The sequence below is a fragment of the Amycolatopsis sp. NBC_00438 genome (assembly GCF_036026695.1).
Taxonomy (GTDB): domain Bacteria; phylum Actinomycetota; class Actinomycetes; order Mycobacteriales; family Pseudonocardiaceae; genus Amycolatopsis.
The window spans coordinates 6,237,495-6,258,368 of sequence record NZ_CP107923.1 but is presented as its reverse complement, the minus strand read 5'-3'; the positions used below and the strand labels follow the sequence as shown (position 1 = coordinate 6,258,368).

General features: G+C 72.8%; 15 protein-coding genes. 8 read left to right on the top strand and 7 right to left on the bottom strand.

The window, feature by feature from the left end:
• Positions 1 to 3,402, top strand: coding sequence for an SMC family ATPase (locus OG494_RS27875; protein ID WP_328443604.1), 3,402 nt, complete (start codon positions 1 to 3; stop codon positions 3,400 to 3,402).
• On the top strand, positions 3,399 to 4,379 hold the full coding sequence (locus OG494_RS27870) for a hypothetical protein (RefSeq protein ID WP_328443602.1): 981 nt from the start codon (positions 3,399 to 3,401) through the stop codon (positions 4,377 to 4,379). Before OG494_RS27875 ends, OG494_RS27870 begins: the two co-directional genes overlap by 4 nt.
• Before the next feature lie 56 nt (positions 4,380 to 4,435).
• Here OG494_RS27870 and OG494_RS27865 read toward each other — a convergent pair whose 3' ends face one another.
• On the bottom strand, positions 4,436 to 4,927 hold the full coding sequence (locus OG494_RS27865) for a hypothetical protein (RefSeq protein WP_328443599.1): 492 nt from the start codon (positions 4,925 to 4,927) through the stop codon (positions 4,436 to 4,438).
• Between the two features lie 166 nt (positions 4,928 to 5,093).
• On the opposite strand from OG494_RS27865, the gene OG494_RS27860 reads away from it, so the two are divergent.
• A complete protein-coding gene (locus OG494_RS27860) occupies positions 5,094 to 7,145 on the top strand; it encodes a glycoside hydrolase family 3 C-terminal domain-containing protein (protein WP_328443597.1) in 2,052 nt (683 codons plus the stop codon).
• A 31-nt stretch (positions 7,146 to 7,176) separates the two neighbouring features.
• Here OG494_RS27860 and OG494_RS27855 read toward each other — a convergent pair whose 3' ends face one another.
• Both OG494_RS27855 and OG494_RS27850 read right to left on the bottom strand, forming a co-directional pair.
• Positions 7,177 to 7,752 carry a hypothetical protein gene (locus OG494_RS27855; RefSeq protein WP_328443595.1) on the bottom strand — a complete coding sequence of 192 codons (576 nt, stop codon included), beginning with the start codon at positions 7,750 to 7,752 and terminating at the stop codon, positions 7,177 to 7,179.
• A gap of 61 nt (positions 7,753 to 7,813) precedes the next feature.
• Entirely contained in the window at positions 7,814 to 8,071 is a 258-nt protein-coding gene (locus tag OG494_RS27850; RefSeq protein ID WP_328443593.1) for a hypothetical protein, read from the bottom strand.
• A gap of 120 nt (positions 8,072 to 8,191) precedes the next feature.
• On the opposite strand from OG494_RS27850, the gene OG494_RS27845 reads away from it, so the two are divergent.
• Positions 8,192 to 8,506, top strand: a complete 315-nt coding sequence (locus OG494_RS27845) for a nuclear transport factor 2 family protein (RefSeq protein WP_328443591.1) — start codon at positions 8,192 to 8,194, stop codon at positions 8,504 to 8,506.
• A gap of 119 nt (positions 8,507 to 8,625) precedes the next feature.
• Here OG494_RS27845 and OG494_RS27840 read toward each other — a convergent pair whose 3' ends face one another.
• Complete coding sequence (locus OG494_RS27840) at positions 8,626 to 9,327, bottom strand: IclR family transcriptional regulator (RefSeq protein ID WP_163046815.1); 702 nt, start codon at positions 9,325 to 9,327, stop codon at positions 8,626 to 8,628.
• 146 nt (positions 9,328 to 9,473) lie between these two features.
• Here OG494_RS27840 and leuC point away from each other — a divergent pair, with 146 nt between their 5' ends.
• From leuC to OG494_RS27820, 4 genes are all read left to right on the top strand, one after another.
• Complete coding sequence (leuC, locus tag OG494_RS27835) at positions 9,474 to 10,907, top strand: 3-isopropylmalate dehydratase large subunit (protein WP_328443583.1); 1,434 nt, start codon at positions 9,474 to 9,476, stop codon at positions 10,905 to 10,907.
• A gap of 32 nt (positions 10,908 to 10,939) precedes the next feature.
• Complete coding sequence (gene leuD, locus OG494_RS27830) at positions 10,940 to 11,542, top strand: 3-isopropylmalate dehydratase small subunit (protein WP_328443581.1); 603 nt, start codon at positions 10,940 to 10,942, stop codon at positions 11,540 to 11,542.
• A gap of 217 nt (positions 11,543 to 11,759) precedes the next feature.
• A complete protein-coding gene (locus tag OG494_RS27825; RefSeq protein ID WP_328443579.1) occupies positions 11,760 to 12,527 on the top strand; it encodes an HU family DNA-binding protein in 768 nt (255 codons plus the stop codon).
• An 802-nt stretch (positions 12,528 to 13,329) separates the two neighbouring features.
• Complete coding sequence (locus OG494_RS27820; RefSeq protein ID WP_328443577.1) at positions 13,330 to 16,068, top strand: AfsR/SARP family transcriptional regulator; 2,739 nt, start codon at positions 13,330 to 13,332, stop codon at positions 16,066 to 16,068.
• Positions 16,069 to 16,195: 127 nt separating this feature from the next.
• Here OG494_RS27820 and OG494_RS27815 read toward each other — a convergent pair whose 3' ends face one another.
• The 3 genes from OG494_RS27815 to cofC are packed head-to-tail and all read right to left on the bottom strand — an operon-like array spanning position 16,196 to position 20,248.
• Entirely contained in the window at positions 16,196 to 17,149 is a 954-nt protein-coding gene (locus OG494_RS27815) for an NUDIX hydrolase (RefSeq protein ID WP_328443575.1), read from the bottom strand.
• A complete protein-coding gene (locus OG494_RS27810; RefSeq protein ID WP_328443573.1) occupies positions 17,146 to 19,542 on the bottom strand; it encodes an RNA degradosome polyphosphate kinase in 2,397 nt (798 codons plus the stop codon). Before OG494_RS27810 ends, OG494_RS27815 begins: the two co-directional genes overlap by 4 nt.
• Before the next feature lie 55 nt (positions 19,543 to 19,597).
• Positions 19,598 to 20,248, bottom strand: coding sequence for a 2-phospho-L-lactate guanylyltransferase (cofC, locus tag OG494_RS27805; protein WP_328443572.1), 651 nt, complete (start codon positions 20,246 to 20,248; stop codon positions 19,598 to 19,600).
• Between the last annotated feature and the right edge of the window lie 626 nt (positions 20,249 to 20,874).

Below are 20,874 nucleotides of genomic sequence, written 5' to 3'. Positions count from 1 at the left end.
ATGCGACCGGTACTGCTGGAGATGACCGGCTTCGCGTCGTTCCGCGAGAAGACCGAAGTCAGTTTCGAGGACACCGACTACTTCGCGCTCGTGGGGCCGACCGGCGCCGGCAAGAGCACGGTCATCGACGCGCTCACCTTCGCCCTCTACGGTTCGGTCGCGCGCTGGGACCACGAAGGTCTCGTCGCGCCCGCGCTGGCCCCGACGGCGAACCGCGCGACCGTGCGGCTGGTCTTCGACGCGGGCGGCACCCGGTACCACGTGGTGCGCGAAGTCCGCCGCAGCGGCGGCAAGAAACCCACGGTCAGCGTGAAGAACGTCCGCCTGGAACGGCTCGCCGACAACACCGCGCTCGGCGGCCCGGACGACGAAGCCGACGCGGTCGCCGCGGACTCCGAGGTCACCCCGGCGGTCGAACGCCTGCTCGGGTTGACGTTCAAGCACTTCTGCACCTGCGTGGCGCTGCCGCAGGGCGATTTCGCGGAGTTCCTGCACGCCAAGGCCGCCGACCGGCAGAAGATCCTCATCAAGCTGCTGGGCCTGGAGGTCTACGAGCGGATCGGCCGCCGCTCGAAAGTCCTGGAAGATCAGCAGGCGCACCGCGCCGAGGTGCTGAAAGAGCAGCTCGGCAGTTACGCCGACGCGACCGGCGAAGCCGTCGAAGCCCTGGCCGCGCGCATGACCGCGCTGGCCGAGCTGGACGCGCGGGTCGAAGCGGCGTTGCCGGGACTGAACGACGCGACCCGCGCGCACGACGAAGCACGGCAGCTCGTCACCACGCTGACCGGCGAGCTGGCCGTCCTCGACGCGCTGGAACGTCCCGGGGGCGTCGAGGATCTCGAGGCCCGGCGCCGGGCCTCGGCGGACGCGGCCACGGCCGCGCGGACCACCCTCGACTCGGCCGAGACGGCGGACGAAGCGGCCCGCGCCGCGCTGGCCGCCGCGCCCGACCGGGGTGAGCTGGAGCGGATCCGCGCCGCCCGCACGGAACTCGTCGCGGCCGAGGCCGCGCTCCCCGGCCTGGCCGAAGGCGCGAAGAAGGCGTCGCAGGCGAAGGAGGCTTCGGCCGCCGCCGTGGCTGAAGCCGTGTCGCTCGTCGAAGGCGCCCGGAAGACCGGGGAGACGACGGCCCGTGCGGCCGAGAACGCGGCCGCGGAAGCCACGCGCGTCCGCGGGGAGCGGGACCGGCTGGCCGGGCTGCGGCCGCCGGCGGATCTCGGGGACCTGTCGGCGGAGTCCGCGCGCGTCGCGAAGCGCACGACGGAGGCGGCCGCCCGGCTGACGGCGGCCGAGACCGCCGACGCCGAAGCGCGTGCCGCACTCGCCGCCCAGCCGGACGGCGCCGCGCTCACCGCGGCCCGGACCGACGCCCGCACCCTCTACACGGTGTGCGAGACCCAGCGGAAGGCCCTGCCGGAGCACACGGCCCGCCGCACCGGACTCGAGGCGGCCCGGACGGCCTTCACCGAGTCCGACGCCGAACTCGCCGCGGCCCGGAACGCGGTGACCGACGCCGAACGCGCCGGGCAGGCACTGGTCCTGCGGGCCGGGCTCGCCGTCGGGCACCCGTGCCCGGTGTGCGAGCAGGAAGTCACGGCCGTGCCGGAGCACGACGGCCACGCCCACCTCGCCGAGGCCCGTGACCGCCTGGACCAGGCGGAGAAGCGGCGCGCGGCAGCCGAAACCGTCGTCCGCAAGCTGGAACGGGCCGTGGACCGCGACGCCGACCAGTCCGTTTCGGCGGCCGCGCAGGCGGAAGAGCTGCGCGTGGCCCTCGCGGACGTCGAAGGCCCGCCGGAATCGGCTTTGCTGCGACGTCCGGTCGAGGCCGGGTTTTCCGAGCAGGACTTCACGGACCTCATCACCGCCGTGCGCGAGCGAGGGGAGTGGCTGTCCGCCACGCTCGACGCCCGCGCTCGCGTGATCGAGGCCGCGCGCGCCGCCGACGCGGAACTGGCGGCGGCTCGCGCCGAGCGCACGCAGGCGCAGCGCGACGCCGAAGTGGTGGAGAAGTCGGCCGTCGCGGCCCGGGAAGCGTTGCGGGCGGCGCGGGATCCGCTGGTGGAGCTGGGTGCGCCGGGGATCGACGCCGACGACGTCGCGGCGGGCTGGCAGCGCCTGACCGCGTGGGCGGCTTCGGCGCTCGAGGAACGGCGGACGGCGCTGGGCGCGCTCGAAGCGGCCGCCGAAGCCGCGGGCAAGGAAGCCGTCGTCGCGGCGGACGACCTCGCGTCGGCGGAACGGACCGCCGAACAACGTCGTGCGCAGGCGAACGACGCGGGCCTGGCCGAGCAGTCCGCGCGCACCCGGCTGGAAACCACCACGCGCCGCCGGGACGAACTGGTCGTGACGCTCGCCGACGCGCCGTCCGCCGACGTCGTCACCGCGCAGCTGGCGCAGGTCGCGTCCCTCGAACAGGCCGCGCGTGCCGCCGACGCGGAGCTGCGCAAAGCGCGTGCCGCGGCGAAACAGGCCGCCGGCAGCCAGGCGGGCGTCGGCAAAGAAGTCGAGGCCGAGCGGCAGAAACTGTCCCGCGCCCGCGATCCCCTCGTCGGTTTCGGAGCCCCGCCGATCGACGGCGAAAGCCTCCTGGGCGCGTGGACGTCGTTGACGGACTGGGCAGCCGGGCAGGTGACCGGCCGCCGTGACCGGCTGGCCGCCGCGACGACCGCCGAGAGCGCGTCCGCCGAAGCCTTGCGCGGAGCCGAACAGCAGGTCGCCGACGACGTCACCGCGCTCGGGATCACGCTGCCGGCGGGGCCGGTGCGCGACCGGGTGCCGGTGGCGCTGGCCACCGCGCGCGCCCGCGCGGAAGCCGACCACACGGAGATGCGGCGGCGCGTGGCCCACGTCGAGGGCCTGCGCGGCGACATCGCGGGCGCCGAGTCGGAGTCGCAGGTCGCGAAGCTGCTCGCGGATCTGCTGCGCTCGGACAAGTTCCCGCGCTGGCTGATCGCCGGGGCGCTCGACACGCTGGTGACCGAGGCGTCCGCGTCGCTGCTGGAGCTGTCCGGCGGGCAGTTCGAGCTGACCCACGACAAGGGCGACTTCCTGGTGGTGGACCACAACGAGGCCGACGCCCGCCGCCCGGTCAAGACGCTGTCCGGCGGCGAGACGTTCCAGGCGTCGCTGGCCTTGGCCTTGGCGTTGTCGTCGCAGCTCGGCGCGATGGCCGCGGCCGGCGCGACCAAACTGGAGTCGATCTTCCTCGACGAGGGTTTCGGGACGCTCGACGAGGCGACCCTCGACGTCGTAGCGTCCACATTGGAGAACCTGTCGGCCACCGGCACCCGGATGGTCGGCGTGATCACGCACGTCCCGGCGCTGGCCGAGCGCGTGCCGACGCGGTTCCTGGTCACCCGGGACGGCAGCGGCTCGCACATCACCAAGGAGGGCGCATGACCGCGGTGGCGGGAATGAGCTTCAACGTCGACGCCTGGGACCCGGGTTACGGCAGTTCCATGGAGGCCGAGGAACTCGCCCGGTCGCAGGCCGAGGTCGAGGTCGACGTCGAGGTCCCGGCGGCCGAATGGGCGCCGATCGACCCGTCGCCGGTGCCGTCGCCGCCGGACGCGGTGCTGTTCGTGGACGGCGTCCGCCGCATCGACGCCCGCGTCTGGATCGACGACCCGGCCGGCGCGAACTCCGCGTCGATCGGGATCTGCGCGTCCTACGCGGCCGGCGTCGTGTGCTGCTGCGCGGGCCGGGCGCACGTCATCGGCGCCAACGTCCGGCGCGGGCTGTTCACCGTCGCCCCGGAGGCCGCCGGGATCGAGACGTCGGCCGGGCGGTACGAGGCGTTCGGCGCGACGGCGAAGGACGACAAGCCCCTCGCCGTGGTGCTGTCTTCGGCGCTGCAGGAGCAGCTCGCCGACGTCGAGCTGGAGACGGCGACGGAGGCGCGCCGGACGATCGCCGGGCACGTCGGCCACGACCTGCTCGTCGTGGACGGCCCGCTGAGCGGCCGCACGCACCTGCCCCGGGCCGTCGGGTTCATCAAGAGCCACCAGACGACCTACCTGCCGGGCGAGCTCAACGCGATGGTCGGCGAGCTCACCCCGCACCAGCGCACGCCGGTGTTCCTGATGGGCACGACGTGGGTCCGGCACTCCTGGTACCTGCGCCTGCCCTCGGACGGCGGCCCGCCGTGGTCGGGGGTGGTGCGGGTCGAGGCGGCGCCGCACCTCGCGCGCGAAGAGGTGACGGACCTGGCGAACGTCACGCAGTCGGTGCTGGGGCGGTTCGCGTCCGTGCCGTACAAGGACTCGCGGGCGCCGCAGAACCTGTACCCGATCGCCGGGCTGGAGCGCGATCTGCGGCACCGGCTCGGCGACCAGCAGTTCGTCTACCGGGCGCTGCGGCTGGCCGCGTCACGCTGAGGCCCCGGGACGGCCGCCTGGGGTGCGGCCGGTCCCGGGGGGTCCTTTGTGGAGGGTCAGCTCAGCGACCCGTCCCCGGTCTGCGGTGCGCCGGCCGGCTTGACCGCGACCTGCGGTTTCACCGGCTTGGCGGGCTTCGACGACGACGATGCCGGCGGCTTCGGCTTCGTGGTGGCCGGCTTCGGCTTGGTCGTGGTGGTGGGCGGCGGGGTGCCCAGGATGGTGAACGACGCGGTGGCGACCCGGCCGTCGGAGCACGTGAAACTCGCCGTGTACTTGCCCGGCGTCTTGATCGCCTTGGTGTGGCCGCCGTACCGGCCGAAGTTGCCGCCTTCGGTGAACTCCAGCGGCGCGGCGAACCCCTTCGACGTGACCGCCGAGCCCGGGGTGCAACCGCCGGCCGCGGCGTGGGTCTCCGCGTCGATCTGCCCGCCGGGCTCGACCTCCTGGGTCAGTCCCCAGCCGACGTCGGCCGCGCTCGCCGGAGCTGCCAGGGTCAGCGTCGCCGCGCCCGCCACCATTACGCCGATCAGTGTTTTCTTGAGCATCCCTCGTCCTCCCTCGTGCCTCGCCCCCTCCACGCTTGAGCCGGGGAAACGGTTGAGGCTCTTAGGATGTTCATGTACGTGAACGACATCGAGTCTATGTTTTGGTGCCACGTATGGGTTACTTTCTCACCCGGCTTTGGTCCCGTTCGGTGGCGAGGGAGACTCGATGCGTTACGGCCGGCTGGTTCTTGCCTCGCTACTGGGGATTTCGCTGACCGTCCCGATGACCGGGATGGCGGCCGCGCAGCCGTGGCGTGACGCCCGCCAGTCGCCCGACCGCCGCGCCGCGGAACTGGTCGCGGCGATGACGCTGGACGAGAAGATCTCCCAGCTGCACCTGCAGCCCGACGCCGAGCACCAGCGGTTCGTGCCGCCCGTCCCGCGGCTCGGCGTGCCCGGGTTCCGGATCGCCAACGGCCCGGCCGGCATGGGCCCGGCCGACGACAAACCGCAGAAACCGGCGACCGCGCTGCCCGCCACGATGGCGCTGGCGTCGACGTTCGACACCGACGTCGCCCGCCGGTACGGCCGGCTGATCGGCAGCGAGACCCGCGCGCTCGCGCACAACGTGTCCGAGGCGCCCGACATCAACATCGCCCGGGTCCCACGCAACGGCCGGACCTTCGAGGGCATGGGGGAGGACCCGGTGCTCGCCGGGGCGCTGGCCGCCGCCGACATCCGCGGCATCCAGGAGAACGGCACCATCGCCGAGGTCAAGCACTACGCGGCGAACAACCAGGAGACACAGCGCCAGAGCATCGACGAGCACATCGACGAGCGCACGCTCAACGAGATCTACCTGCCGCACTTCGAGCAGGCGGTGACCGAAGGCGGGGCCGGGTCGGTGATGTGCGCCTACCCGAAGATCAACGGCGTCTTCACGTGCGAGAACCCCGCGCTGCTGCAGGGAAAGCTGCGGGACGACTGGGGCTTCGAGGGGTTCGTGCAGTCCGACTGGGGCGCCGCGCACAGCACCGTCGGCTCGGCGGCCGCGGGCATGAACCTCGAGATGATCGACGGCACCTGGTACGGCGACAAGCTGAAGCAGGCGGTGCTCGCCGGGCAAGTCACCGAGCAGCGCGTCGATGAGCTGCTGCTGCCGCGGTTCCGGACGATGTTCGCCTTCGGCCAGTTCGACCACCCGCCGGTGCTCACGCCGCTGCCGACCGCGGAGCACGACGCGGCCGCGAAGCAGTTCGCCGAGCGCGGCATGGTGCTGCTGCGCAACGAACACGCGCAGTTGCCGCTCGACTCCTCTTCGGTGCGCTCGATCGCGCTCATCGGGCCGTTCGCGACCCGGGCGAAGACCGGGGGCGGGGGCAGCTCCGCCGTCATCCCGACGTCCACAGTGGACCCGTTGGCCGGCCTCCGGCAGCGGGTTCCCGGCACCGCGGTGACCCTCGACGACGGCAGCGACCCCGCGCGGGCGGCGTCGCTGGCCGGTGCGTCCGACGTCGCGATCGTGATGGTCGGCGACAACGAAGCGGAGGGTAAGGACCGGGCGAGCCTGGCGCTGGAGGGCAACCAGGACGCGCTCGTCGCGGCGGTCGCCGCGGCCAACCCGCACACGGTGGTCGTGGTGAAGAGCGGCGGCCCGGTGCTGATGCCGTGGGCGTCGTCGGTGCCCGCGATCCTGCAGGCCTGGTACCCGGGCCAGCAGGACGGCGCGGCGGTGGCGGGTGTGCTCTTCGGTGACAGCAACCCGTCGGCGAAGCTGCCGATCACGTTCCCGGTGGCGGACGCCGACACCCCGGCGAACACGCCCGAGCGGTTCCCGGGCGTCGACGGCGTGGCGTCGTACTCGGAGGGCCTGCAGGTCGGCTACCGCTGGTTCGACGCGCAGGGTAAGGCGCCGCTGTTCCCGTTCGGCTACGGCCTGTCGTACACGACGTTCGCCTTCTCGGGGCTGTCGGTGCGGAACACGGGCGACGGCGCGGCGGCGACGTTCACGGTCCGCAACACCGGCCACCGCGCGGGCGCCGAGGTCGCCCAGCTGTACCTGGGCTTCCCGGCCGCGGCGGGTGAACCGCCCCGCCAGCTCAAGGGCTTCGAGCGGGTGCGGCTGGCGCCGGGGGAGTCCCAGCGGGTCACGATCCACCTGGACGCGCGCGACTTCTCGATCTGGGACAAGGCGTGGCGCCCGGTCCACGGCGGCTTCACGATCCAGGTGGGCGACTCGTCGAGGTCGCTCCCGCTGCAGGCGTCCCTGCGCCGCTGACCCGGGCAACCCCGGCCGCACCGGCAGTGGCTCAGGTCTTGCAGTTCGGTGCGGACGCGGCGGCGGACATCAGCTCCGTCGACTGCGCCAGCGGTGTCAGCGGGTCGTACGTGCCGTCGAGGTTCGTCTGCGCCCACTTGAGCGCGTCGGACGCCGGGTTCTGGGACTCCGGATCACCCGGCTTCGCCTGGTCGAGCTGGGTCTTGGCGGAGGACGCGCGATCCCGGGACGTCGTGAACTTCGCGGCGAACGCCGTCCGGACCGTCTCCGCCAGCGGCTCCGGGGCGGGCGGCAGCGCCGCCAGCTTGTCCACCACCTCGCCGGTCCGGGTCGCGATTCCGCCCAGCTGGGCGGACAGCGCCTTCTGCGCCTCGGCGACCGTCGTCGGACCGGTTCCGGGTGGCTCGGTCTCGGCGTTGGTGCGCAGGCGGTAGCCGTTGACGGCGGAACAGAAGCCGTCCACCCAGCTCAGCGTGGCCGGATCCGCGGTCGGGGCCACCGGGAACGGCGAGGTCACCGTCACGGTCGGGGCGGCCGGGGGCGTCCCGGAACCGGAACAGGCGGTCAGGGTCAGACCCAGGCCCAGCAGGCCCACGGCGATCCTCATGGTTCCCCTCTCGCGGCGCTCCTTGACGCGTACACGCGCGAGGGGGGCGAAAGGTTGCCTCTCAGGCGGCGAGCGGCGTGCCCAGCGCGAGCCGGCCGTCGGCGGTCAGCTCCGCGGGCGCCCACTGCCCGACGGCGACGGCCGGGCCGAGCGCCGGCCGGATCAGCCCGGCGCGGGCCAGGTCGTGCGCGGTCGCCTGGTCGCAGCACGGCAGGCCGTCGACGCGCAGGTCGGGTTCGCAGCTGCAGCTCAGCTCGGCCCGGCCGGCCCCGACGGCCCGGAGCATCGCGAGCGCCCGGCGGTTCAGCGTGGTGGACATGGTGTGCCCCCTCCAAGGTTCCGACAGGAAGGAGACGTGACGGTGGTCACCGAATACGCCACCGCGGCCAGGTTCCCCCGAAAAGGTGCACCGGCCGCCGCCGGCTGCTGGGATGGGGGCATGACGGACCAGATCGGCGACCCGGCGGTGCGCGCGTTCGTGGACGCGCTGAACGCGGGCGACCGCACGGCCTTCCGGGCCGCGCTGACCCCCGGCGCGAAGATGGCCGACGACGGCACCGAGCGCGACCTCGGCGAGTGGACCGAGCGGGAGATCTTCTCCGGCGACGGGCACCTGACGGTCGAGACGGTGCAGGACGACGGCCGGTCGTTCGTCGCGAGCTACTCGAACTCGACGTGGGGCGCGATGCGCACCCGCTGGAAGTTCACCGTCCAGGACGGCAAGGTCGCCCGCTTCGAAACCGGCCAGGCGTAACCCCGCCCCCGCGCACCCCCCGCGCACCCCCCGAAAAGCCGTGAAGGGCACCTTCAGGGACTCAGAGTCCCTGAAGGTGCCCTTCACGGCTTTGTGTGACTCCTGAGGCAGGAGTGACGTCAGAGACGCTCTTGGAGCGCGTCGGCCGCCGCGAGGAGGTCCGCGGCCCAGCGGGCGCCCGGCTTGCGGCCGATGCGCTCGATCGGGCCGGACACCGAAACCGCAGCGACCACCGTGCCGGCCGAATCGCGGACCGGCGCCGAGATGCTCGCCACGCCGGGCTCGCGCTCGGCGACGCTCTGCGCCCAGCCGCGGCGGCGGACTTCCAGGAGCGTGCGCTCGCCGAAGACGGCGTCCGCCAGGATCGTGCGCTGCGTGTGCGGATCCGCCCACGCCGCCAGCACCTTCGCACCCGAACCTGCCGTCATCGGCAGCCGGGAACCGATCGGGACCGTGTCGCGCAGACCGGACGGCGGTTCGGCCGTCGCGACGCACACGCGCTGGACGCCGTCACGCCGGTACAGCTGCACGCTTTCGCCGGTGACGTCCCGCAGTTTCGGCAGGACCACGCCCGCCGCGTCGAGCAGCGGGTCGGTCGAGCCGCCCGCGAGTTCGGCCAGTGCCGTGCCCGGGCGCCAGCGCCCGTCCGGCCCGCGGCGCAGCAGGCGGTGCACCTCGAGACCGACCGCGAGCCGGTGCGCGGTCGCCCGCGGCAGACCGGTCCGCGTGCACAGTTCCGCCAGGCCGCAGGGGTCGTCGGCGACCGCCTGCAGAACGGCCACTGCTTTGTCCAGTACTCCGATACCGCTATGCTGTCCCACGACCCGATACTAGCGTCCCGCACTTTGGGAAGTCCAGCATCTGGGAAACCCGAACTCGAGCTGCGCCCCTCCTTCGCGGCTCGCACCAGTTCCGCAGGTGTGCGCCCGAGTTCCACCACCACAATGAACCGTGGAAGGAGCCGGAGATGACCAGCTCGACCGGCAAGGCCCGCACACTCGCGGAGAAGGTGTGGGAAAGCCACCTCGTGCGCCGGGGCGAAGGCGCCGAACCGGACCTGCTCTACATCGACCTCCACCTGCTGCACGAAGTGACCAGCCCGCAGGCCTTCGACGGCCTCCGGCTGGCCGGGCGGCCGCTGCGCCGCCCCGACCTCACCATCGCGACCGAGGACCACAACGTCCCCACCGTGGACATCGAGCTCCCCATCGCCGATCCGGTCTCGCGCACGCAGGTCGACACCCTTCGCCGCAACTGCAAGGAGTTCGGTGTCCGGCTGCACCCGATGGGTGACGCCGAGCAGGGCATCGTGCACGTCATCGGCCCGCAGCTCGGCCTGACCCAGCCCGGGATGACCGTCGTCTGCGGAGACAGCCACACGTCCACGCACGGCGCGTTCGGCTCCATCGCCTTCGGCATCGGGACGTCCGAGGTCGAGCACGTGATGGCCACCCAGACGCTGCCGCTGCGGCCGTTCAAGACGATGGCGATCACGGTCGACGGCGAGCTGCGCCCGGGCGTCACGGCGAAGGACGTCATCCTCGCGGTGATCGCCAAGATCGGCACCGGCGGCGGCCAGGGGTACATCCTCGAATACCGCGGCAAGGCCATCGAAGCGCTGTCGATGGAAGCCCGGATGACCGTCTGCAACATGTCGATCGAGGCCGGCGCCCGCGCCGGGATGATCGCCCCGGACGAGACGACGTTCGAGTACCTGAAGGGCCGCCCGCACTCGCCGAAGGGCGCCGATTGGGACGCCGCGGTCGAAAACTGGCGGCAGCTGCGCACCGACGACGGCGCGGAGTTCGACGAGGAGGTGCACCTCGACGCGAGCGCGCTGACGCCGTTCGTGACCTGGGGCACCAACCCCGGCCAGGGCCTCCCGCTGAGCGCCGAGGTGCCCGACCCGGAGCAGATCCCGGACGAGAACGACCGCGTCGCCGCCGAGAAGGCCTTGTCCTACATGGACTTGAAGCCCGGGACGCCGCTGCGCGAGATCTCGGTCGACACCGTCTTCCTCGGCTCCTGCACCAACGGCCGGATCGAGGACCTGCGGGCCGCGGCCGAGGTGCTGCGCGGGCGCAAGGTGGCGGAGTCGGTCCGGATGCTGGTCGTGCCCGGCTCGATGCGGGTGCGCAAGGCCGCCGAGGAGGAGGGCCTGGACACGGTCTTCACGGAGGCGGGCGCCGAGTGGCGCCAGGCCGGCTGCTCGATGTGCCTGGGCATGAACCCGGACCAGCTGAAGCCGGGCGAGCGCAGCGCGTCGACGTCGAACCGCAACTTCGAGGGCCGGCAGGGCAAGGGCGGCCGGACGCACCTGGTCTCGCCGCTGGTCGCCGCCGCGACGGCCGTGCGCGGCACGCTGTCGTCGCCGGAAGACCTCGTCACCGCCACCCGCTGACCACTGCCGATCTCCCGAGAGGAGCTCCCACCATGGAACCGTTCACCCAGCACACCGGCGTCGGCGTCCCGCTGCGCCGGTCCAACGTGGACACCGACCAGATCATCCCGGCGGTCTACCTCAAGCGGGTCACCCGGACCGGCTTCGAGGACGGCCTGTTCGCCGCCTGGCGCGGCGACGAGGAGTTCATCCTCAACCAGGAGCCGTTCAACGCCGGCAGCGTGCTCGTCGCCGGACCGGACTTCGGCACCGGTTCCTCCCGCGAACACGCCGTCTGGGCGCTGATGGACTACGGCTTCCGGGCCGTCATCTCCGCCCGCTTCGCCGACATCTTCCGCGGCAACTCCGGCAAGGGCGGCCTGGTGGCCGCCCAGTGCGAGCAGCACGACGTCGAACTGCTCTGGAAGCTGCTCGAAAACGAGCCCGGCACCGAGGTCACGGTGGACCTCGAGACCAAGACCGTGCGGGCCAAGGACTTCACCGCGCCGTTCCAGATCGACGACTACGTCCGCTGGCGGCTGCTCGAAGGACTCGACGACATCGCTCTCACGTTGCGCCATGCCGGTGAGATCGACGGCTTCGAGACGACCCGTCCGTCGTGGAAGCCGACGACCACGCCGATCGCCGCCGGCTAGCCCGGACCGAAGGCGGGATCCCTTGCCCAGCAAGGGATCCCGCCTTTTTCATGATCCGGCGAACGGATGCCCGAAGGTCACTTCCGCGCGGCGGAACCCACCCCGGGGCAAGGGAAAGGGCCCGCGGGACGTCTGGAATTTGCGCTGCGTTGGTAATACCGTGTCGCTAGTCGGCCGGCGCGGCCGTGGACGGGGTACTTCCTTCCTGGAGGACTGGATGGCCAACAAAGCCCAGCTGATCGAGGCCCTGACGGAGCGTCTGGGCGACAAGAAGGTGGCTTCGCAAGCCGTTGACGGTCTGGTCGACATCATCATCCGGACGGTCAACAAGGGCGAGAAGGTGAACATCACCGGCTTCGGCGTGTTCGAGAAGCGCGCCCGCGCCGCTCGCACCGCGCGCAACCCGCGCACCGGCGAAGCCGTCCGCGTGAAGAAGACCAATGTGCCCGCTTTCCGTGCGGGGACGACCTTCAAGGACGTCATTTCCGGCGCGAAGAAGCTGGCCAAGGCCACGCCGGTCAAGCGCGCCACGGCGGCCGCCACGACCACGCGTGCGGCCGTGGCCAAGGCGTCCGCGCCGGCCAAGACCACCAGTACCCGGGCCACCACGCCCCGCGCGGCCGCGGCGAAACCCGCCACCGCCCGCGCGACGGCCACCCGCACGCGCGCCACCACGGCGAAGCCGGCCACGACCCGCACCGCGGCGAAGCCCGCCGCGGCCAAGGCGACGGCCGCCAAGGCCGCACCCGCCAAGGCGACCACCACGCGGGCAAAGGCGGCCCCGAAGACGACAGCGGCGAAGACGACCACGGCCCGCAAGCCCGCCGCCACCCGCACCACGGCGGCCAAGACCACGCCGGCCAAGACGACCACGGCCGCGAAGACGACCGCGGCCAAGACGACCGCGGCGAAGACGACCGCGGCGAAGACGACCGCGGCGAAGGCTCCGGCCAGGCGGACGTCGACCGCGGCCAAGAAGAGCTGACCCCCACCCGGTGGAGTTTTCCCAGGCAGGGCCCCGCGCAGCCGAGCGCGGGGCCCTGCCTGTTTCACACCCCGGTGCGCCAGAAGCAATCCCGCCCCGGACGGTCGGCTCACGTACCCAGGAGTCGACTCACGTACCCGGAGGGCGGCTCACGAACCGACCCTCCGGGCAACCGAACGACTCTTTCGGCATGCGAGCCACTGCCCGAGTACGCGAACGACCCTCCGGTATGCGAACCGACCGTCCGGAAGCGTGAGTCGACCGTCCAGGTACGCGAGCCGACCCCTCCGGTACGCGAGCCGACTGTCCAGGTGCGCGAGCCGACCCTTCCGGTACGCGAGCCGACTGTCCGGGTGCGCGAGCCGACCCTTCCGGTACGCGAGCCGACTGTCCAGGCGCGCGAGCCGACCCTTCCTGTACGCGAACCGACTGTCCGGGTGCGTGAGCCGACCCCTCCGGTACGCGAACCGACCCCTCCGGTACGCGAGCCGACAGTCCGGGCGCGCGAACCGACCCCTCCGGTACGCGAGCCGGCGCCTCGGAAACGTGAGCCGTATTCGCGTGTACCGTAAGAGTTACTCACGGCGAGCTCTCCTTTCCCGAAAGGAACCCGCACACCGCCACTCGGGCGACTCCCGCAGCGCCGGGACCGGTTCCGCCCAATTTCGTCAAGTCGCTTGAGCGCCCGGCCGAGTGATGCCACGCTGCCTTTCTCGGAACCCGCGTCGGGCGGGCCCGGCAGCCGCGCTAGGCGAACCTGGGGGCGACCACCATCGACATCCGGCTTCTCGGGTCCTTCCAGGTGCTCGTCGACGGTTCGCCGGTCCTGCTCACCAGTTCCCGCCAGCGCGCGCTGCTCGCGACGCTCGCGCTGGCCGCGGGCCGCCTGGTCTCGATCGACACCCTCGCGCGCGGCGTCTGGGGCGAAGCGCCGCCCGCGCACATCCGGGGGAGCCTGCAGACGTACGTGATGCGCCTGCGCCGCCTGTGCGGCGAGGACACCGTCGTCACCGAGCCGGAGGGGTACCGGCTGGTCGTGGACCCGTCCCGGGTGGACGCCCTGCGCTTCCTGCGCACCCTGGACCAGGCCGCGGCCACCACCGAACCCGCGCACCGCCGCACCCTGCTCACCACCGCCCTCGACGGCTGGGGCGGCGCCCCGCTCGAAGGCGTCGGATCGCCCACCCTGACGGCCGAATGGGGGCCGCTGCTGACCGAGCGGTACCTGTTCGCCGTCGAGCAGCGGATCGACCTCGACGGCGGGCTCGTCCCGGACGCGCGGCTCATCGCCGAGCTCACCGACCTCGTCTCGCAGCACCCGCTGCGGGAATCCTTGTGGGAACGGCTGGTCCGGGTCCTCGCCCGGTCCGGGCGCCGCGCCGAAGCACTGTCCCGCTACGCCGGGCTCCGCGCGTTGCTGGCCGACGAGCTCGGCGTCGAGCCCGGTGAGGACCTGCGCCGCCTGCACGCCGAGCTGCTCGCCGCCGACGCCGAACCCGCCGCCCGCACCGAAGTCCCGCGTCAGCTGCCCTTCGACGTCGCCGGCTTCACCGGCCGCGGTACCGAACTCGCCGAGCTGGACCGGCTCCCGCCGGGCGGCGCGTCGGGCATCGTCGTCATCGAAGGCACCGCCGGTGTCGGCAAGACGTCGCTGGCCGTGCACTGGTCCCACCGCGTCCGCGACCGCTTCCCCGGCGGCCAGCTGTTCCTCGACCTGCGGGGGCACTCCGCGGGCACCCCCGTCACACCGGAGACGGCGCTGGCCGGCTTCCTGCGCGCGCTCGGCGTCCCGCCCGAGACGTGGCCTTCCACAGTGGAGGAACGCTCCGGCCTGCTGCGCAGCCGGCTGGCCGGCAGCCGCACGTTGATGCTGCTCGACAACGCCCGCGACGCCGACCAGGTCCGCCCGCTGCTGCCCGGCGCCGGCAACCTCGTCGTCGTGACCAGCCGCAACCAGCTGCGCGGCCTGGTCGCCCGCGACGGCGCGCGCCGCATCGCCCTGCGCTCCTTCGACGACCGTGACGCCGAAGCGCTGCTCGCGGGGAGCGTCGGGCCGCAGCGCATCGCCGCCGAACCCGGGGCCGTCGCGGAGCTCGTCCAGCTCTGCGGCCGCCTTCCGCTGGCGCTGGCGCTGGCGGGCGAACGCGCGTCCCGCTTCTCCGGCGTTTCGCTGGCCGGGATCGTCGAGGAGCTGCGCGACCAGAAGCTGCGGCTCGACACCCTGCGCGACCCGCAGGACGCCGGCACCGACCTGCGCGTCGCGTTCTCCTGGTCCTACAAGGCGTTGCGTCCGGCCGCCGCGCGGTTCTTCCGGCTGCTGGGCCTGCACCCCGGCCTGGCCTTCAGCCTGTCCTCGGCCGCCGCGCTCGCCGGCGCCGGCCTGCGCGAAGCGCGTGAGCTCGCCGACCAGCTCGCCGCCGCGCACCTGCTCAACCAGCCCAGCACCGACCGCTACCAGTTCCACGACCTCCTGCGCGTCTACGCCGGTGAGCTCGTCGAGACGGAAACGACGGCGCCGGAACGGGAGGCGGCGCTGCGGCGGCTCGTCGACTGGTACCTCGCCGGCGTCGCCGAGGCCAACAAGCTGGTCCGGCCCGACCTGCTCACCGACGACATCACCCTCGACCCGGTGCCGCTGCCGCCCGTCCGGTTCGCCCAGCACGAGGACACGATCGCCTGGTACACCGCCGAACGCCCGGCGCTGACCGCGCTCGTCGGCGTCGCCGCCCACCACGGCTGGGTCGCCCACGCGTGGAAGCTCGCGTGGCTGCTGCGCGGGTTCTTCGCCGAACGCCACGACCGCGAGGACTGGATCGCGACGGCCGGCATCGCCGTCGCCGCCACCCGCGACGCCGGCGACAACACCGGTCTCCAGTACAGCGCCAACAACCTCGGCTCGGCCTACCTGCGCACCCTCCAGCCCGACAAGGCCCTCGAAGCGCTGGAGGAAGCGCGGACCGCGTCCGAAACCGGGAACGGCACGGCGCTGACCGTCGCGATCCTGTCCAACCTGTCCGGCGCCTACTACGTCCGCGCGGAGTACGCGGAAGCCGAGCGCTACGCCCTCAAGGCCGTCGACCTCGCGCGCGACCGCGGCCAGCGCACGTTCGTCCCGCACGCGCTGCTCAACGTCAGCGCGAGCCGCATCGGCCTGCACGACTACGACCACGCCGCCGAAGCCGCCCTCGCCGCCCGCGTCGCCTTCGCCGACCTCGGCGACCGCTACCACGCGGCGCTGGCCCTCGGGAACGTCGCCGAAGCGCTCGAAGGCGCCGGCCGGCACGACGAAGCGGAGAAGGCCGGGCTCGACGCGCTCGCCGAACTGAAGGAGCTCAACGCCGACTACGGCACCATCGACGTCCAGATCACCCTGGGCCGGCTCAAACACCACGCGGGCCGGACGCGCGAGGCCGGCGGCCACTGGGCCGAGGCGCTGGCCGCCAGCCAGCGCCTCGGAGATCCCCGCATCCCGGAGATCCAGGCACTGCTGGCCACGGTGCCACCAGAAGAGCCCCCGGCGAAGGACGCGCCGTACCCCTAGCCCGGCGCGGCCCAGCGGGGACCGGGACCAGTACACCGGCATCCACTGTCACGGCGCTGTCTTCGACGAGTTCGCCCGCTCCCATGGGTGCGTCGGACGCACCGAACGCCACAGTGGGGCGCTCGGGCTAGTGCCGGCTGGGAGCCGGGGCGGGCAACGCGCTCGGGTGGTAGTCCGCCGCCACCAGGACCGGGCCGGTTCCGGCCGTCGGCGGGCGGAACGACAAGGCCCAGAACGAGCCCTTCTTGCTCGGCACCACACCGCCGCGCGCCGCGCTCAGCTCGACGCCGTCGCGGTCGGCCAGCGCGCTCACCAGGTCCGGGATCACGCCGCCCTGGCTCGCCACCACCGGCGTGCCGCCGTCACCGGCGATCGCCAGCAGCCGCGCGACGCCCAGCACCGGATCCGGCCAGTAGCCCTCTTCGGACAGCAGCGGCTCGTGCCGCACCTCGGCGCCGATGTCCTCGGCGATCCCGTGCACGGTCTGGACGCACCGCAGCCGCGGCGCCGACAGCACCCGGTCCGGGGCGGACAACGCCAGCACCCGCCGCAGCCCCGCGGCCTGCCGCAGGCCGGCTTCCGACAGCGGCCGGAGGTCGTCGTCGCCGTTCCAGCCGTCACGCTTGCCGGCTTTCGCGTGCCGCACCAGCAGCAGCGTCGTCAGCCCGACCGGCAGCTCGCAGAACGCGCGCAGCACGCGGACGTCCTCGTGCCGCGTCAGCAGTTTCTCCGCGACGGTCGGTTCGAGCCAGCGCAGCTCGTCGACTTCGTCGTTCTCCTCGAACGCACCGGAGACGGCTTCCGCACTGAAGTAGTCGACGGTCTTCGGCACCGTCCCGGACCCGCGCTTCGCGGGCACCCGGTAGGACGTCCGGGTCAGGTACCGGCCCAGCACCGCGCGGAAACCGGTCTCTTCCCGGACCTCCCGCACAGCGGCCTCGGCCGTCGTCTCGCCGGCGTCGAGCTTTCCCTTCGGCAGCGACCAGTCGTCGTACCGCGGGCGGTGGACCAGGGCGACCTCGGTCGCCCCTCCGGCGAGGCGCCACAACACCGCGCCGGCCGCCCGTACCTCTTCGGTCATCCGGCGGCCCCGTGCAGCTTGGCGAGCTCGAGCTGGTGGTCCCGCACGCGCGAACCGTCCGCCGGGAACGGCGACCACTCGCCGCTCGCGGTGAGCACCCAGCAGCGGGTCGCCGGGTCGAGCGCCGAGTCGAAGATGTCGTCGAGCTGGCGCGTCAGCTTCGGGTCCTTGACCCGCACCAGCGCCTCGATCCGCCGGTCCAGGTTGCGGTGCATCATGTCCGCGCTGCCGATCCAGTGCGTGCCGCCGGCGCGGAAGTTGAAGATCCGCGAGTGCTCCAGGAACCGGCCGAGGATCGACCGGACGTGGATGTTCTCGGACAGGCCTTCGACGCCGGGCTTGAGCGTGCAGATCCCGCGCACCACGATCTCGACCGGCACACCGGCCTGCGACGCGTGGTAGAGCGCGTCGATGACCTGCTCGTCGACGAGCGAGTTGCACTTGATCCGGATCCCGGCCTGCTGCCCGGCCCGGGCCAGCTCGATCTCCTCGCCGATCGCGCGCACGATGCCGCGGCGGATGCCGTGCGGCGACGTCAGTATCGTCCGGTAGGTGTCCTGCCGGGAGTAGCCGGTCAGCACGTTGAACAGGTCGGTGACGTCGGCGCCGATGCTCGGGTCGGCGGTGAACAGGCCGATGTCCTCGTAGAGCCGCGCGGTCTTCGGGTTGTAGTTGCCGGTGCCGATGTGGCAGTAGCGGCGGATGGTCGAGCCCTCCTGGCGCACGATCATCGACACCTTGCAGTGCGTCTTCAGCCCGACCAGGCCGTACACGACGTGCACGCCCGCGCGCTCCAGCGTCCGCGCCCAGGTGATGTTGGCCTGCTCGTCGAACCGGGCCTTGATCTCGACCAGCGCGACGACCTGCTTGCCCGCCTCCGCGGCGTCGATCAGCGCGTCGACGATCGGCGAGTCGCCCGAGGTCCGGTACAGCGTCTGCTTGATCGCGAGGACCTTCGAGTCGGCCGCGGCCTGCTCGATGAACCGCTGCACGCTCGTGGAGAAGGAGTCGTACGGGTGGTGCACCAGCACGTCACCCTCGCGCAGCGTGGCGAAGACGCTCTTCGGCGTCTCGCGCTCGCCGAACGCCGGGTGCGTCGCCGGCACGAACGGCCGGTCCTTGAGCTCCTTGCGGTCCACCCCGGACAGCTGGTGCAGGCAGGTCAGGTCCAGCAGGCCGGGGACCTCGACGACGTCCGCCGGGTCGACGTCCAGCTCGCGCAGCAGCAGCTCGAGCATGTGCTCGCTCATGTCCAGCGCGACCTCGAGGCGCACCGGCGGGCCGAACCGGCGCTGCGCCAGCTCGCGCTCGAGGGCCTGCAGCAGGTCCTCGTCCCGGTCTTCGTCGACCTCGAAGTCGGCGTTGCGGGTGACGCGGAAGACGTGGTGCTCGGTGACGTCCATGCCGGTGAACAGCTCGCCGAGGTGCGCCGCGATCAGCTCTTCCAGGGGCAGGAAGGTCGCGGTCCGGCTGGTCCGCTCGTTTTCGACGCGCATCAGCCGCGGCACGTTGCTCGGCACCTTCACCCGGGCGAACCGCTCGGTGCCGCCCTCCGGGTCCCGGACCGTGACCGCGAGGTTGAGCGACAGGCCGGAGATGTACGGGAACGGGTGCGCCGGGTCGACGGCCAGCGGCGTCAGCACCGGGAAGATCTGCTCGGAGAAGTAGCTCGACAGGCGCAGCTGGTCGGCGCCGGTGAGGTCGGCCCAGCCGACGATCCGGATGTCGTGCTCGGCCAGCTGCGGACGCAGGTGCTTCTCGAACGCGCCGGTCTGCCGCTCGACCAGGTCCTGGTTGCGCTTGGAGATGTAGTCGAGCTGCTCGCGCGGGGTGAGCCCGTCCGCGCTGCGCACCAGCAGGCCGGTCTCGTCGCGGCGCTTCAGGCCGGCGACGCGGACCATGTAGAACTCGTCCAGATTGGACGCGAAGATCGCGAGGAACTTCGTCCGTTCGAGCAGCGGCTGCGACTCGTCCTCGGCCAGGGCGAGCACGCGGGCGTTGAAGTCCTGCCACGACAGCTCGCGGTTGAAGTACCGGTCGTCCGGCAGCGTCTCGGCCGCGGTCGGCGCGGAGGTGACGGCCGGCGGCGCCGACGGGACAGCACGGAACTCCTCGGCCCCGCGCGGGTTGCCCTGCGCGGAGCTGCGGCGGCGGGGCGTCGACGCGGCGGGTGTGCTCTTGCGGACTCGGGCCTTGCCGGCGGTGGCACGGGCCGCGGTGTCGCGCGCGGTGGACTTCGACGGGACCTTCTTGACCGCCGCGGGTTTGGCCGCGGTGGTCTTCTCGGCGGCCTTCTTGGGTGCTTCCTTCGGTGTTTCCGAGGACCCGGTCGTCGTGTTCCGTCGCCTCCGCGGTGCGGGTGTGCTGCCGTCGTCTGTGCTCACGGAACCCATTCTTCACTAAGCCACGCGGATTTGCTCCGGTCGCGGTGAAGGTCAGATGAACAGCTCAACCGGGTGCGGCGCAGGGTTCCCCGAGCCGGGCGGCGGTGTGTTTCCCGACACCGAGGCGCCGGACATGGGCGAGGTCTTCGGGCGTGTCGACGTCACTGCGCAGCGACGGCAGCTCACCCCCGAGCCGGACGGCCCCGGAAGCCCCGTGCGCCCGCGCCGAGCCGGGCCCGAACCGCGGGTCCAGCGGCGCGCCGGGGGCGGACAGCAGCAGCGTGGTGCCGGTGCCCTGCCGATCGGCGACGAAGGCCCGCCGCCCCGCGGCCTCGCCGAGCGCGGCCGAAAGATCGCCCGCACGCAGGGCGGGAAGGTCGGCCTGCAGCGCCCCGACGACGGCCGTCGGGTCGTCTTTCCGGAGCAGCTCGGCCCCGAGCCGGAAGGCGGCGTTGAGGGTGCGTTCTGTTCTGCCCGCTCCCAGGTCGCCTTCCCCGACGATCTCGATCCCGAGGTCCCGGAGTTCCGCGACGGCCTCGGGATCGGCGGCGACGAGCAGCACCCGCCGCACCCGAGCGGTGGCGACCACGGCGGCGAGCGTGTCGGCGGCGAGCGCCAGCACCAGCCTGGGATGCCGCTCCCGTTCCACGGCGCCACGCAGCCGCGACTTCCCGTCGCGGGGGTGTTTCATCGGCACGACCAGGTCCACGTCCACCCGTCCATCTTTACCCCAAAGCCGGCCGCCTCGGGCGCCGACGGGGAGGTTGTCCACAGGTGGGCCACGTTGTGGACAACTCCGGAGGCCGGCGGGCGGGCTTGTCGGGGTGGACCGCCCCGCCCTGGGATGGCCGGGCGGCCCAGAGCCGCTGTCCCGGGTCTGCCGCGGCTGGTCGTGAGTGTTCAGGGCGGTTAGAACCGCCCTGAACACTCACGACCCCCGAGCCCGTCCGGCCGCGCCAGGTGTGGACCACCGTGCTCCGCGTACTGCTCGCGCCCGCGCCGACCGACCCAGCCCAGCCCAGGCCGGCCCGACTCGGCCCAGCCCGGCCCAGGCCGGCCCGACCCAGTCCAGCCCAGGCGGCCCGACTCGGCCCAGTCCAGCCCAGGCCGGCCCGACCCAGTCCAGCCCAGGCCGGCTCGACTCGGCCCAGCCCGCCGGGATTGGGCCAGCCCAACCCCAACCCGGCCCCGACTCGACCCGACCCGACCCGACTCGACCCGACCCGGCTCGGGCCCGGCCCGACTCGGTCCCGACCCGACCGGACTCGGCCCTGCCCCGGCTCGGCCGCCTCGGGAGGCCGTTCAACCGAGCCGACTTGCCCTGCTGCCGCCACCCATCCC

Bases quoted from the DNA above. Each gene is read 5' to 3' on its own strand.
- OG494_RS27875 (WP_328443604.1), top strand. From the start codon at position 1: ATGCGACCGGTACTGCTGGAGATGACCGGCTTCGCGTCGTTCCGCGAG.
- OG494_RS27870 (WP_328443602.1), top strand. From the start codon at position 3,399: ATGACCGCGGTGGCGGGAATGAGCTTCAACGTCGACGCCTGGGACCCG.
- OG494_RS27865 (WP_328443599.1), bottom strand. From the start codon at position 4,927: ATGCTCAAGAAAACACTGATCGGCGTAATGGTGGCGGGCGCGGCGACG.
- OG494_RS27860 (WP_328443597.1), top strand. From the start codon at position 5,094: ATGCGTTACGGCCGGCTGGTTCTTGCCTCGCTACTGGGGATTTCGCTG.
- OG494_RS27855 (WP_328443595.1), bottom strand. From the start codon at position 7,752: ATGAGGATCGCCGTGGGCCTGCTGGGCCTGGGTCTGACCCTGACCGCC.
- OG494_RS27850 (WP_328443593.1), bottom strand. From the start codon at position 8,071: ATGTCCACCACGCTGAACCGCCGGGCGCTCGCGATGCTCCGGGCCGTC.
- OG494_RS27845 (WP_328443591.1), top strand. From the start codon at position 8,192: ATGACGGACCAGATCGGCGACCCGGCGGTGCGCGCGTTCGTGGACGCG.
- leuC (WP_328443583.1), top strand. From the start codon at position 9,474: ATGACCAGCTCGACCGGCAAGGCCCGCACACTCGCGGAGAAGGTGTGG.
- leuD (WP_328443581.1), top strand. From the start codon at position 10,940: ATGGAACCGTTCACCCAGCACACCGGCGTCGGCGTCCCGCTGCGCCGG.
- OG494_RS27825 (WP_328443579.1), top strand. From the start codon at position 11,760: ATGGCCAACAAAGCCCAGCTGATCGAGGCCCTGACGGAGCGTCTGGGC.
- OG494_RS27815 (WP_328443575.1), bottom strand. From the start codon at position 17,149: ATGACCGAAGAGGTACGGGCGGCCGGCGCGGTGTTGTGGCGCCTCGCC.
- OG494_RS27810 (WP_328443573.1), bottom strand. From the start codon at position 19,542: ATGGGTTCCGTGAGCACAGACGACGGCAGCACACCCGCACCGCGGAGG.